The organism is Polynucleobacter sp. UB-Siik-W21 (assembly GCF_018687415.1).
Taxonomy (GTDB): Bacteria; Pseudomonadota; Gammaproteobacteria; order Burkholderiales; family Burkholderiaceae; genus Polynucleobacter.
This window is the reverse complement of sequence record NZ_CP061289.1, coordinates 1501352-1514449: the sequence shown is the minus strand read 5'-3', so window position 1 is coordinate 1514449 and position 13098 is coordinate 1501352. Positions and strand designations below refer to the sequence as shown.

At 45.2% G+C, this 13098-nt stretch carries 16 protein-coding genes; 12 read left to right on the top strand and 4 right to left on the bottom strand.

Annotated features, from left to right (window positions below):
* Nucleotides 1–15: 15 nt before the first annotated feature.
* The 11 genes from bchM (at nt 16) to C2756_RS11165 (ending at nt 9735) form a co-directional block, all read left to right on the top strand.
* Complete coding sequence (bchM, locus tag C2756_RS07915; RefSeq protein WP_215318441.1) at nt 16–741, top strand: magnesium protoporphyrin IX methyltransferase; 726 nt, start codon at nt 16–18, stop codon at nt 739–741.
* 2 nt (nt 742–743) lie between these two features.
* Nucleotides 744–2192, top strand: coding sequence for a BCD family MFS transporter (locus C2756_RS07910; RefSeq protein ID WP_251369960.1), 1449 nt, complete (start codon nt 744–746; stop codon nt 2190–2192).
* A 56-nt stretch (nt 2193–2248) separates the two neighbouring features.
* Nucleotides 2249–3019: a photosynthetic reaction center subunit H gene (gene puhA, locus C2756_RS07905; RefSeq protein WP_215318439.1), complete on the top strand. Its 771-nt coding sequence runs from the start codon at nt 2249–2251 to the stop codon at nt 3017–3019.
* A gap of 24 nt (nt 3020–3043) precedes the next feature.
* A complete protein-coding gene (gene puhB, locus C2756_RS07900; protein ID WP_215318437.1) occupies nt 3044–3703 on the top strand; it encodes a photosynthetic complex putative assembly protein PuhB in 660 nt (219 codons plus the stop codon).
* Entirely contained in the window at nt 3700–4164 is a 465-nt protein-coding gene (puhC, locus tag C2756_RS07895) for a photosynthetic complex assembly protein PuhC (RefSeq protein WP_215295303.1), read from the top strand. Before puhB ends, puhC begins: the two co-directional genes overlap by 4 nt.
* A gap of 19 nt (nt 4165–4183) precedes the next feature.
* Nucleotides 4184–5278, top strand: a complete 1095-nt coding sequence (gene acsF / locus C2756_RS07890; protein ID WP_251372022.1) for a magnesium-protoporphyrin IX monomethyl ester (oxidative) cyclase — start codon at nt 4184–4186, stop codon at nt 5276–5278.
* Between the two features lie 4 nt (nt 5279–5282).
* Nucleotides 5283–6035, top strand: a complete 753-nt coding sequence (gene puhE, locus C2756_RS07885) for a putative photosynthetic complex assembly protein PuhE (RefSeq protein ID WP_215295302.1) — start codon at nt 5283–5285, stop codon at nt 6033–6035.
* An 11-nt stretch (nt 6036–6046) separates the two neighbouring features.
* The gene (chlG, locus tag C2756_RS07880) at nt 6047–6934 is read left to right on the top strand and encodes a chlorophyll synthase ChlG (protein ID WP_251372021.1); all 888 of its coding nucleotides are present in this window, start codon (nt 6047–6049) and stop codon (nt 6932–6934) included.
* A gap of 12 nt (nt 6935–6946) precedes the next feature.
* The gene (locus C2756_RS07875) at nt 6947–8302 is read left to right on the top strand and encodes a BCD family MFS transporter (protein ID WP_215318435.1); all 1356 of its coding nucleotides are present in this window, start codon (nt 6947–6949) and stop codon (nt 8300–8302) included.
* Nucleotides 8303–8345: 43 nt separating this feature from the next.
* A complete protein-coding gene (locus C2756_RS07870) occupies nt 8346–9548 on the top strand; it encodes a geranylgeranyl diphosphate reductase (protein ID WP_215318434.1) in 1203 nt (400 codons plus the stop codon).
* 64 nt (nt 9549–9612) lie between these two features.
* The gene (locus C2756_RS11165; protein WP_255534195.1) at nt 9613–9735 is read left to right on the top strand and encodes a hypothetical protein; all 123 of its coding nucleotides are present in this window, start codon (nt 9613–9615) and stop codon (nt 9733–9735) included.
* Here the strand turns inward: C2756_RS11165 and C2756_RS07865 are convergent.
* Genes C2756_RS07865 through C2756_RS07850 form a run of 4 tightly spaced genes read right to left on the bottom strand, consistent with a single transcriptional unit; the run spans nt 9732 to nt 12497 of the window.
* Nucleotides 9732–10295, bottom strand: coding sequence for a lipocalin family protein (locus C2756_RS07865; protein ID WP_215318432.1), 564 nt, complete (start codon nt 10293–10295; stop codon nt 9732–9734). The genes C2756_RS11165 and C2756_RS07865 overlap by 4 nt on opposite strands.
* A 10-nt stretch (nt 10296–10305) precedes the next feature.
* Complete coding sequence (locus C2756_RS07860; RefSeq protein WP_215318430.1) at nt 10306–10665, bottom strand: hypothetical protein; 360 nt, start codon at nt 10663–10665, stop codon at nt 10306–10308.
* A 24-nt stretch (nt 10666–10689) separates the two neighbouring features.
* On the bottom strand, nt 10690–11274 hold the full coding sequence (locus C2756_RS07855) for an NnrU family protein (RefSeq protein ID WP_215318428.1): 585 nt from the start codon (nt 11272–11274) through the stop codon (nt 10690–10692).
* Nucleotides 11275–11300: 26 nt separating this feature from the next.
* Nucleotides 11301–12497, bottom strand: a complete 1197-nt coding sequence (locus C2756_RS07850) for a Coenzyme F420 hydrogenase/dehydrogenase, beta subunit C-terminal domain (protein WP_215318426.1) — start codon at nt 12495–12497, stop codon at nt 11301–11303.
* A 119-nt stretch (nt 12498–12616) separates the two neighbouring features.
* On the opposite strand from C2756_RS07850, the gene C2756_RS07845 reads away from it, so the two are divergent.
* Nucleotides 12617–13093 (top strand): glutathione peroxidase, encoded by a 477-nt coding sequence (locus C2756_RS07845; protein WP_371817100.1) that lies wholly within the window; start codon nt 12617–12619, stop codon nt 13091–13093.
* Nucleotides 13094–13098 lie beyond the last annotated feature (5 nt).

The window sequence follows — 13098 nt, the reverse complement described above, 5'->3', positions numbered from 1 at the left end:
AGGCGATCGTTAGCCATGCTTGAAAATTCTTATACTCAAAAACGTACTCAGCTTCAGGAGTATTTCGACCGCACTGCGGTAGATGCTTGGGCAAAGCTAACGTCGACGGCCAAAGTCAGCGGTATACGCGCTAAGGTACGAGCTGGTCGTGAAGAGATGCGTCATGTCTTGCTAAGCTATTTACCGACTGATTTGTCCGGACAGCGTGTTTTGGATGCTGGCTGCGGTACTGGAGTCTTAGCAGCTGATTTAGCAAAGCGGGGTGCGCATGTAGTCGCTATTGATTTATCGCCTACCTTAGTTGATTTAGCGCGCGAGAGAATTGGTCGTGATGTTGGCTCTGGATCTATTGAGTTCCGTTCTGGAGATATGTTAGATCCCGCCTTGGGTGAGTTTGATCATGTGGTTTGTATGGATTCCATGATTCACTATCACCACTTGGATATTGCTGATGCGATGGCGAAGCTTGCCAATCGTACGCGTGCCAATATTGCTTTTACATTTGCCCCCAATAATGCTGCTCTGAGTACCTTGTTAACGATTGGTAGTGTATTTCCGAGAAGTGATCGATCACCTTTTATTCAGCCCATTTCGATTGACTCTCTCACCAGAACCTTCAGTCAGCATGATGGTTTAGCAGATTGGGCGCCAGTCAGTACGCAAAAAGTGCAACGCGCTTTTTATTTTTCACAGGCGATGCGCTTAAGCAAAAAGCCAACTGATCAGAATAAAGCGCGATAACAATGAAAATGTTTACTCTGACCTGGCGTGGCAAAGAGTTATTTGAAACTTGGAAGAGAGTGAGTCCAAAGTTCTTACCTTTTGCTGATATCGCCACCAAAGAGTTGCCAATCAGTCGTCTCTTGAGGCTGGCTCTGTTTCAGGTTTCTGTAGGCATGGCAATGGTCATGTTGATTGGCACTCTGAATCGAGTCATGATTATTGAGTTGAAAGTGAGTGCGGCTTTAGTTTCGATTATGGTTGCCTTGCCTCTGCTATTTGCTCCATTCAGAGCACTAGTTGGCTTTAAGAGTGACAGCCATAAGTCTTTTCTGGGTTGGCGCAGAGTGCCTTATATTTGGATTGGTTCCTGGTTGCAATTTGGCGGCTTTGCAATCATGCCTTTCGCACTCATTCTCTTGTCTGGCGATACCACTTGGCCCGCTTGGTTTGCGCAAGGCGCTACCGGGCTTGCTTTTCTATTGGTAGGCGCTGGTATGCAGACCACTCAAACCGCTGGTCTGGCTTTAGCATCTGATCTGGCTGAGCCTCAAGCTAGACCTAGAGTGGTCGCGCTAATGTATATGATGCTGTTGGTTGGTATGGCAGTCAGTAGTGCCATCTTTGGCTATTTGCTGATTGATATCACCCCTATTTTGTTGATTCGGGTAGTACAGGGTGTTGCAGCAACTACCTTGGTACTCAACTTGATTGCAGCCTGGAAGCAAGAGCCTCGTCAGCCCCATTTAACAGCGCACTCTATCGAAACTCCAAGCTTTAAAGAAACTTGGGCCACTTTTTCACAGCAGGGCAAAGTGATGCGTTTCTTGGTAGCTTTGGGTTTAGGTACAGCCGCATTTAGTATGCAAGACATTATTTTAGAACCCTATGGTGCTGAAGTATTAGGTTTATCGGTTAGTGCTACCACTGTATTAACCAGTCTGACCTCTTTAGGCGCTCTCGTTGCTTTTGGTGTGGCTGCGCGTTATCTAAATCGCTCAATTGATCCCTATCGCCTGGCTTCTATTGGCGCTTTGTTTGGTATTGCGGCATTTAGTTGCGTCATTTTTTCCGAACCATTGCTTTCGCCTACCTTATTTCGTTGCGGCGCATTTTTAATTGGCTTTGGTGGCGGATTATTTTCTGTGAGCACTTTGACTGCCGCCATGAGTTTTGAATCAGGCGGGATGAATGGTTTGGTTTTAGGTGCTTGGGGCGCGGTACACGCTAGCGCATCTGGTATTGCTATTGCAGCTGGCGGCGTCATACGGGATGTGATTTCTAGCCTGGCGACAAATGGCTTCCTAGGTGAGGGTTTGATTTCTACCGCTACAGGCTATAGTTTTGTATATCACATTGAGTTTTATTTGTTGTTTGCTACATTGATTGCAATTGGACCTTTAGTCATTATGAACAAGGAACCTGTGATGAATGTTTCTCAGAAGTTCGGTTTAGATGAATTACCAAGTTAAATAGTGGCACAGTATGTTTTTTCACGATAAGCATTATTGTTAAAAGGGAGAGCAAGATGGCAACCGGAGCAATTACAGAATATGTAGATGTTGCACAATTGGTTCTATATGCATTTTGGGTATTTTTTGCAGGCCTCGTTTATTACCTGACTATAGAAAGTAAGCGTGAAGGTTTTCCGCTAGAGTATGACGTTCGTGGCGAGACCCGACGAGCGGCTGGAATAGCTGGTATGCCGGCACCGAAGACTTTTCATACAGAGTACTGGGGCGATGTCACTGTTCCCAAAGATGAGCCTCTGGAAAAAGTGGCCGCTAGACCTTCAAGCTATTTAAATGGTGCGCCTTTAGTGCCAACTGGTAACCCGATGTTAGACGGTGTAGGGCCGGGCGCCTTTACGAAGCGTGCGGATATTCCTGACATGACATCAGAAGGTCAAAAACGTATTTTGCCGGGGCGCTTACTCGGTCAATTTAACGTAGCCAAGCAGGATAGAAATCCGATTGGTATGCAAGTTAAGGGTGATGATGGTGTGGTAGCTGGCACCGTGAAAGAGCTCTGGATTGATCAGGCTGAAGTCGTGATTCGCTATTTTGAAATTGAAACTTTGCCAGAGTTTGGTGGCAGACGAGTATTACTACCAATGAATTTTTCTCGTATTGGTAAAGACGCTATCAAGGTGGAATCGATCTTGGGCAATCAGTTTGCTTTAGTACCAGGCTTAAAGAGTCAAGATCAGATTACGCTCTTAGAAGAAGAAAAGATCATGGCTTACTTTGGCGGCGGTACTCTGTATGCGACCCCAGAGCGCCAAGAACCCCTTATTTAAATCCCATTCAATTGAAAGTATTTTGTGAATCAAAAACCATATGAATCAGCAGAGCATGAGTTCGAGGCAGCCTTAGGGTTGCCCGAACCATTACCTGCTGGCGAAACGATTCTTTGGCAAGGCGCTCCTAGTTGGACTGCTATGGCTAAACATGTATTTCGTCTGCAATGGCTCGCAGTTTATTTTGCGGTCATCGTGGTTTTGCAGGTTTTCTCAGTAGCAGGTAGTGAAGGTGGTTTGTCAGAAGGTTGGAGTAGTGTTGCGCTCGCAGTATTTTTAGCGCTGATTGGTCTGCTGCTCATAGGTCTTTTGGCTTACTGGTCAGCAACTACCACGATGTATACCTTAACCAATCGTCGAATTGTGATGCGAGTGGGTATTGTGTTGACGGTGACCTTTAACCTCCCTTATAAAACGCTGAGAAGTGCTGATTTAAAGTTATATGCAGATGGTACTGGTGATATCCCAATGCAAATTGCTACCGAAGATAAGATTGCCTTCTTCCACCTATGGCCTCACGTGCGGCCTTGGCGTTTAGCAAAACCAGAACCGATGATGCGTTGTATTCCCGAGGCACAGCAGGTTGCAGAATTACTTACTGAAGCCTGGAAGGCATCCACTGGTCTTAGCAAGATAGAGCCTCAAGATATTGCAGTTGAACAAGCGAGAGCACAAACAGCATGAGTGTTACCCAAGGAAAAGATTTTTTATCACCCGTTGCGAAAATGCTGATCGCTGATGTGATCATCATTGTTTTATTGTTGGTATTTATTAATAGTCGCGACTTGAGTCAGGTGCGTGAACCTGATGCATCGCCTCTAAAAGTTTTGCAACTGCGTTTTGAGGATCGTCCTGATGGCTCTATCGCTGTCATCGATTACAAAACTGGTAAGCAAATTGAGGCTGTGCAAGGTGAAGCCGGTTTTGTCAGGGGTACATTGCGCGGTCTTGCACAAGAAAGAAAACGCAGAGGCTTGGATAGTGGACCTCCATTTGAATTAATTTATCGTACAGATGGTCGTTTAACTCTAGCTGATACCGCAACTGGTCGTATGGTAGACCTAGAGTCTTTTGGCCCTACCAATGCTGGAACATTTTTTAGGTTATTTAATGCATCAAATGTAGTAGCAGTAAGTAAGTCATAAATATTTATTGGAGTTGGAAATGAATTTAGATAGCGCAGAAAGCATGTTGCAAAGTCAGATCCCTGCAAAGGGATCAATCAATGACTCCACCAAGATGGCATTAGAAGATGCGGTATTAAGCCCGCGCTTTTATACGACTGACTTTAAAGAGATGGATCGCATTAGCATTGACTCCTTGCGCTCAGAGTGGGATGCATTGATGGCAGAGTATGAGGGCGACAATAATGCGGATCACTTCCAGCGTCCTGCAGATATGGATAAGAATTATTCCAATCTGCATCCCGCCTTATATGATGAGTTTGTTGATTTCTTAATCAGCTCGATTACCTCTGAGTTCTCTGGATGTATTTTGTACGCTGAGATCAAGCGTAAGGTCAGCAATCCAGATATGCGTAACTTGTTCGGCTATATGGCCAGGGATGAAAGCCGCCACGCTGGTTTTATTAATCAGTGGCTGAAGGACTTTAATATTGGTATTGACTTAGGCTTTTTGGCAAAAGCTAAGAAATATACTTACTTCAAGCCGAAGTTTATTTTCTACGCGACCTATCTCTCAGAAAAGATTGGTTATGCCCGTTACATCACGATCTTTAGGGAAATTGAGAGTCGCCCTGAGGTTCGTTTTCATCCAATCTTTTTATGGTTTGAACGTTGGTGTAATGACGAGTTCCGTCATGGCGAATCCTTTGCGTTGATCATGCGTGCTAATCCTAAGTTGCTGCAAGGTGTAAATAAATTATGGATTCGCTTTTTCATCTTGGCAGTCTATGCAACGATGTATGTGCGCGACCATACCCGCATTGAGCTATATAAAGCGATGAAAATTTCTCCAACGGATTACGACAAGAAAGTACTTTTCATCACAAACGAAATTATTAAGCAGGTCTTCCCAATTTCTGTGAATTTAGATGATCCGCGTTTCTATCACTATCTTGAGGAGATGCGAGCCTTGTTTGAGAAGATGGACGCATACAAGAAAGAGGGTGGCTTTATTAATAAAGTGAAGACAGCCATTCTGGGTGCTCGCGCTGGTTTAGTGTTTGCGAAGCTTTACTTCATTCCAGTCCAAGATAACACCTTACCTGCCAACGTTCGGATGGTCCCTACCTGGTAATTTTATGAGCATCGTTTGGCCTATCCTCTACTCGATTTTTATATGGTGGTTTAGCACCGGGATCATTCTGCTCTTAAATCAGCGCCATCCCTCCACCTATAGAAATGCTTTTTGGGTAAGCGGTATGGTGCTAGCTATGGCATTGGTAGGGCTGAAAACAAGTGCCAACTTAGGTACGGTAGCGGGAGCTTATTGTGGTTTTACCTGCGCAATTTTAGTTTGGGGTTGGCAAGAAATCGGTTTCTTATTCGGTTATGTCACTGGCCCTCGTAGAGAGCCTTGTCCTGAAGATTGTCGTGGCTTAAAAAAGATGCACTATGCCTTTCAGACTATTCAGCACCATGAAATTGCTTTGGTAGTTCTAGCAGTGTTAGTAACCATCATGACTTGGGGTGGTGCCAACCAGACAGGCTTTTGGACCTTCATGATTCTTTGGCTCATGAGACAGAGTGCGAAGCTCAATATCTTCTTGGGTGTACTGAACCTGAACGAACGGTTTTTACCGAATCACCTGAAATACATCTTTACTTACTTCACCTGCAAGCCGATGAATCCCTTGTTGCCACTCTCAGTAATTGGTGGTGTGCTGTGCGCTATTCCACTCTGGGAGGTTGCAATTCATCCCAGTAGTACTGATTTTGAAGTAGCTTCCATGTCTCTCACCGGCGCGATTTTATCTTTGGCTGTGTTGGAGCATATTTTGATGGTTGTTCCTTTTTCTAGTGAAGGCTTGTGGAAATGGGGAATGCGATCATAAATACTCTTCCGGTGCAGAGGTATCCTGCGCCCTCGGCCATTCTCGAATTACTGAAGCCGATTACTTGGTTTCCGCCAATGTGGGCTTTTGCCTGCGGTGTGATAGCGACTGGTGTTTCTTTTCAGGGTCGCTGGCATTTATTAATCGCTGGCGTGATCTTGGCAGGCCCTATGGTATGTGCGGCTAGCCAAGCAGTGAATGATTGGTTTGACCGTGAAGTAGATGCCATCAATGAGCCTCAGCGTCCCATTCCTTCAGGTCGCATGCCCGGAACTTGGGGGCTTTATGTCGCTTTCATTTGGACATTGCTATCACTGGCATTGGGCTGGTTTATTAGTCCTTGGGCATTTGTTGCGACACTGCTTGGTCTTTTATTAGCGTGGCTCTACAGCATGCCGCCATTACGTTTTAAACAAAACGGTTGGTTGGGTAATGCCGCTTGCGGAATATCTTATGAAGGCTTAGCTTGGTTTACCGGTTCGGCTGTCATGATGGGTGATGTATTTCCATCGACCCCTTCGATTTTACTTGCCATTCTATATAGCATTGGCGCTCATGGCATTATGACTTTGAATGATTTCAAGGCAGTAGAGGGCGATCGTCGAATGGGCGTTCTATCTCTGCCAGTGCAACTAGGTATCGCAGGCGCCGCTGAAAATGCCTGTTTGATGATGCTGGTTCCACAGTTCGGTGTGCTTGGGCTGCTTTTGATTTGGGGTGCCTTTTGGCAAGCATTCGTGATCTTGCTGCTCATCGCCGGTCAAATCAAGATGATGCATTATTTCTTGCAGGATCCAGTTAAGCGCGCATTATTTTTGAGTGGTTTTGGGGTGCCATTATTTGTTGCAGGAATGATGGTCAGTGCATTTGCAGTAGCAGGGCGATTTGCTATCAGTTAATTCATTGAACCTATGAGCACCGCAAACATTTCTTATCTCAGTTGGCTGCAAATTGCTAGGCTAGGATTGGTGCAAGCCTCTTTAGGTTCCATCGTGGTCTTAACCACCTCTCTCTTAAACCGAGTGATGGTAATTGAACTTGCACTTCCAGCTATTTTGCCTGGAGCACTAGTTGCTCTGCATTACTTGGTTCAATTGGTTCGTCCCCGCATGGGTTTTGGCTCAGATCAGACTCGAAGTGCTTCACCTTGGATACGAGGCGGCATATTGGTTTTAGCAAGTGGCGGCATATTGGCTGCAACTTCAATCATTCTCTTGGAGCAATCTATTATTTTGGGTATTGCGCTAGCGATAGTTGCCTTTGCCATGATTGGTATTGGTGTGAGTGCTAGCGGTACTGCCTTATTGGTTTTACTTGCTAAACGCGTTGACCCAAAACGCAAAGCAGCTGCAGCAACCTGTGTTTGGCTAATGATGATTTTTGGCTTTGCAATGACTGCCAGCATCAGCGGAAAATTTTTGACGCCATTTTCTTTTGAGCGTTTATTGATGATCTCTTCTACCGTTTCTGTAATAGCAGTTATCGTTACCTTTTTGGCTATTTGGGGTATGGAGACACCAGCAGAGTCAGTTGAAAAACAAGCGATCAATCTAGCCCGCGAGGATTTACAAAAACAGAATACCAAGGTTAATTTCCGTGAGGCACTTGCTGAAGTTTGGCAAGAGGGAACCGTACGCTCATTTACCTGGTTTGTCTTCATTTCCATGTTGGCCTATAGCTCACAAGATTTGATCTTGGAGCCATTTGCTGCAGTGGCGTTTGGCTACACCCCCGCTGAAACCACGGCTTTATCAGGCCTTCAAAATGGTGGTGTCTTGGTAGGGATGCTCGCGTTAGCGTTTATTACCAGCAGAGCAAAGTCCAAGAATTTAACTTCTCTGCGCAATTGGACTATTGGTGGGTGTCTTGCTTCAGCGATTGCCATGATGGGCTTGGTCTTATCCGGACCGGTTGCCAGCAGTCTCTTTTTCAAGACCGCTGTCTTTTTCTTAGGTATCTTTAATGGCGCTTTTTCAATTGCAGCCATTGGCTCAATGATGCAATTTGCCAGCTTAGGCAGTGAAAAGCGTGAAGGGGTTCGCATGGGTATTTGGGGCGCTTCGCAGGCCCTTGCTTTTGGTTTAGGTGGCATCGTCGGGACTGGTCTGAGCGATATAGCTCGGATTGTTTTAGGAAACCCAGCGACTGCCTATGCATTTGTCTTTTTATTAGAAGCTGTTTTATTTGTTGTGGCTGCGTACTTGTCATTTCAGACACGTCCGCACAAGCAAACAAACGAGTTGTCAAAGCATTTGGTAGGTGCGTAAGTTTTTCAAGATTAAATGATGTGCTCAATATATGGAGATCAGAATGGGTACTTTAGAAACTTTTGATGTCGTAGTAGTTGGTGGTGGTCCAACTGGAGCCACAGCGGCAAGTGATCTGGCCAAGAAAGGTCGCAAAGTGCTCCTCTTGGATCGCATGGGCCGAATCAAGCCTTGCGGCGGCGCCATACCTCCACGCCTAATTAAGGATTTTGAAATCCCTGATGAGCTCCTTGTAGCCAAGGCCAATTGCGCCAGAATGATTGCGCCGTCAGATAAGGCAGTAGATATGCATATTGAGGGCGGCTTTGTCGGGATGGTCGATCGCGATAAGTTTGATGAATTTTTGCGCGTGCGTGCCGCCAATGATGGTGCCGAGAGAAGAACGGGCATCTTTGAGAAAATCACTCGAGATCAAGATGGAGTCTCAGTCATTCACTATGTTGTGCGTGGCAAGCATGGCGCACCTGATGAAACCATAGCTGTTCGTGCTAAGGCAGTGATTGGTGCAGATGGAGCTAAATCTGGGGTTGGACGCCAAGCGATTCCAGGCGCTAAGGATGTGGAATATGTCTTTGCCTATCATGAGATAGTGAAGGTTCCTGATAATCCACCAGCTGACTTTGATGGTTCTCGCTGCGATGTTTTTTATCAAGGCGCTTTATCTCCAGACTTTTATGGCTGGATCTTTCCTCATGGCAAAACCATGAGTATTGGAACTGGAACTGCTGATAAAGGCTTCTCTTTAAGAAGTGCAGTAGGTGCGCTCAAGAAACAAACTGGTCTTGAGGGTGCTGAAATGCTCAGGCATGAAGGCGCACCGCTACCAATGAAGCCATTAAAAAAATGGGATAACGGCAGAGATGTTGTCTTGGCAGGAGATGCTGCTGGCGTGGTTGCGCCAGCCTCAGGCGAAGGCATCTATTACGGAATGTATGGCGGCAGAGTCGCTGCTGAGGCTGTTGAAGAGCTCCTGGTAACTGGCAATGGCAAGGTGTTAGCAAAAGCTCGCAAGCGTTTCATGAAAGAACACGGTACTGTATTTTTGGTACTCGGAATCATGCAGCGTTTTTGGTACAACAACGATAAACGCCGCGAACGCTTTGTCAAGATGTGTGAAGATAAAGACGTTCAGCGCTTAACATTTGAATCGTATATGAATAAGAAACTTGTTCGCCGTGATCCTTTGGCGCACTTCAAGATTTTCTTAAAAGATACCGCCCATTTATTGGGTTTTGCAAAAGTTTAAAGAGTGGGGTGTTAGTTTGGCAGCAGTTTTTAATCAGTTTTGACTACTGAAAGGAAGTAGCATCATGAAAGATAATAGCGCAGCAACCTTAAAAATGAAGTCCGGCAAAATGTATCTGATTGGGATTATTGCCTTTTCCGGTTTGATTACCGGAATTGTCTTTATTAAGTTCTTGTTCTCAGTTTAATTTTGTGGGGTCAGGCTCAGTTTTTCGAGACTGAAGCCATTGTCGTTCACCAAGCGGCTTAATAGCGCTTGGTAGCGATTGGAATCCACTGTTTTAGTGCGTGAGAGTATCCAGAGGTATTCTCTTCTGGGATCGCTGACGGCGGCCAACTGGTACTCTGGGTCAATATCAATGACCCAGTAGTCGCCCCAGACTAAAGGCAGGAACCCTAACCAAGCTGGTGCAAAACGGACCTCTAGCTTGGGTGAAGTGGAGTCACCAATTTGCCTTGCGGTACCTAAGGCCTCACCTTTTTCATTATTTTCAAATGTGCAGCGATTCGTCACGCTCACATTGCCATCATCTTTGATCTTGTAGGTGGCATTGGTATCAGCAATACACTTTCTTTGAAACCAATTTGGAAACTTGGCAATCTCGTACCAAGTCCCTTGATAGCGGGCAACGTCTAGTGAAGGGATTGTTTTAACAGGGGCATTTGGCTTTGGTTCAGCTTGGGCTATCACCTCAGTTTGTGCGCATAAGAAAAAAAGTAAGCCAAAAATATAGTGATGTTTTCTCATGATATTTACCTCAGTTTTTTTCAGTGAGTTGAATGCTGCAAGTAGTGATTTGTTCATTACCGCTTTTGAGTTGAATCAATTCATTGCCCATCTTATTGATTTTAAGTTGCCCAATTTGTGGGTCAAAGCGCATTAATATTTGGTAGAAATCTTTCACCTCTAATAGGTCAATCCTAATCTCTTTGCCTTCATAGAGCAAGCTTGCAACCAGCGAGTCTTTATGAATGACTATCTGCATAGGACTACCATTGAGAACGCATGCCAGTGTCTTTGCTTTACGATCAATCGCGTCTATTTTGGGTGCATGAGAGTCGCAACCCCATAAAGCCAAAGCCAATAATAGAGACGCTAAAGCGTTCTTTAGACTCATCGGGGCAGACGCCAAAACTAGCGCTTAAGAGAGTTGAGCGAGAGGAGAAACCCCAATCAAGTATTGGTGCAATCCGAATATGAAAACCACCCAGAGAATCACGCCAGAAGCGATAGTAATTACAGTAGCCTTAGTGCTGATTTGAGCTTGCTCAGGCATATGAACTGGTCGTTTTCTGGCAGAACGAAAATCCAAAACAGCCCAGATGAGAAAGCTGCCAAATAGGATGAGATCTACTAGGGTGCCGTTAGATAGTAAATGCGCTAGGGCCCATACTTTGACGCCGAGAATCATTGGATGTTTTAGCTTGAGGCGGATCGCATTATTCGAAGGCGAGCTTCCGGCTAAGAAGATAAAGGCGATGAGGTTTAATACCAAGGCGATATAAATGAGAAATGCATTAGGCTGCCATAAAACCAAGGTATCTTGTCTTGCTTGCCCATAGCCAACTACCATGATGATGAATCCAATTAAGGAAATGATGGTGTAGAGGCCTTTCCATTTCACTTCACCGATTTGATCAATGATTTGGTTGCGCCATGACTCAGCAAAGATGCGACAAGAGTGACTGGCGAGAAAAATAAAGAGACCGAATAGAAATAAAGCCATGGAATACTCCAAAGGGAAAATAGGTTTTAAGGTTTGTGAATTTCTGATTCGCTGGGCTTAATGCCATAGGGTTCTACTAGAGGCCAGATGTGTTTAGGAATCATCGAGGCCATTTTTGCAGGCTGCTCTCTTCTTAGATGAATCACAGTTTCAATGGCTTTCATTTCTACGCGAGTGCGAGCAAATTCAAGACCACGAGGTCCAACCTTAGGCATTAACCAACCCACAATCGGTCTTAACCAGTTCGGCATTTTTCTTAAAGGAAGGCCACCAGCAGCGCGCTCAACATTTTTCATAAAGCCCACCACGGCTGAGTGACGTTTGCCAGCACTTCCTGGTACAGAGGTGTGCACTTCATCACCCAAGAGCGCTAGTAATTCTTCGCCACGTTGATTACGAACGATCAGCCATTGCTCACCCTGACCGCCCATATAGCCAACTGTGATGTCAGACAGCACATTGGTGTAATCAACACAGGTGCGACAGGTTAAGGGAAAAAAGTCATTTGGCAAAGTAGAGAGCGGCAATTGCAGAAACGGAATCTCTTTCTTTTTGCCATTTTTAAAGCGCACTTCAACGTGATAATCCGCTCTAAATTCAAGATAGTTAATCTCATCTGGCTCTGGGCTAACTAAGGACAGAAAGTGATGAAAGTTCTCAGTGGTGGTGTTGTCAGAACACGGCGTTCCAATCACGTAAAGTTTTTCGAGGCCTAATTCTTTTTCTAGAGCCCTTAAAGCGTATACCTGACAAGGGATGCCAATCACAGCCATCTTTTTATAGCCTTTAGCAATCGCCGGCTCTAATAGCGAGAGAAGTGGCGCATAGCCCATTCTCATGCCACGACACTTGGCCATATCTGATGCTTTATCAATAATGATCGGCAATGGTTTCCAGCGATCCTGGGGATCCTCGGTCATCGTCAGAATGGCATCGACTGCGCCTGTTTCAAGTAGGCGCTCCCCGATCCGAGTGGTAATTCCAGTCCATTGCGCGCCTGCACTAGGATGATTGAGTGCAGCCCTCAGCATTTTGATGAAGGGACCAAAATGCAGTTCATCAGGACGACCCAAATCTCTTGCCCTGCCATGAACCTGAGTTTCTAATTCTGGGTAATTGGGCTTGATAAATTGACAAGCTTCGCCGCAACGTTTTGGATTATCAGTGCGAGAAATACCACAGTCAGTGCAGAGGCTCCGATAAGGTGCATTAGAAGGGTTCACACAGTCCTTTGGTCATTATCATTTTAGGGTAGTGGGGCAAAAAGCAAGGTAAAGATAATGCATTTATTATGACCTGAATAAGAAATACTTGCAGACCAATTTTATGAATATGGAGAGTCATCATGCTACCGAATATCCCCCTCAAAAGACTTGATGGAAGTGCAGAAAATTTACAGGATTATGCTGGTAAGGTGCTCTTGATCGTGAATGTCGCCAGTAACTGCGGCTTTACTTCTCAATACCGTGATTTACAAAAACTGTATGAGGCAAACAAAGCCAAAGGGTTAGAAATTTTAGGATTTCCATGCAATCAATTCGGCGCTCAAGAGCCGGGCTCTGCAGAGCAGATTCAAAGCTTTTGCAGCACTAACTATGGTGTGACTTTTCCGATGTTTGAGAAAATTGATGTGAATGGGGATAACACTCATCCCTTGTATGCTTATTTAAAGGATCGGGCTCCTGGCATATTGGGAACCACTGGGATTAAGTGGAACTTCACTAAGTTTATTGTGAGCAAAGATGGTCAATCCATCACACGACTTGCATCGGCCGATGGCGCTAGTAAGATGGAAGAAGCGCTTCAAAAACTACTCTAAATGAG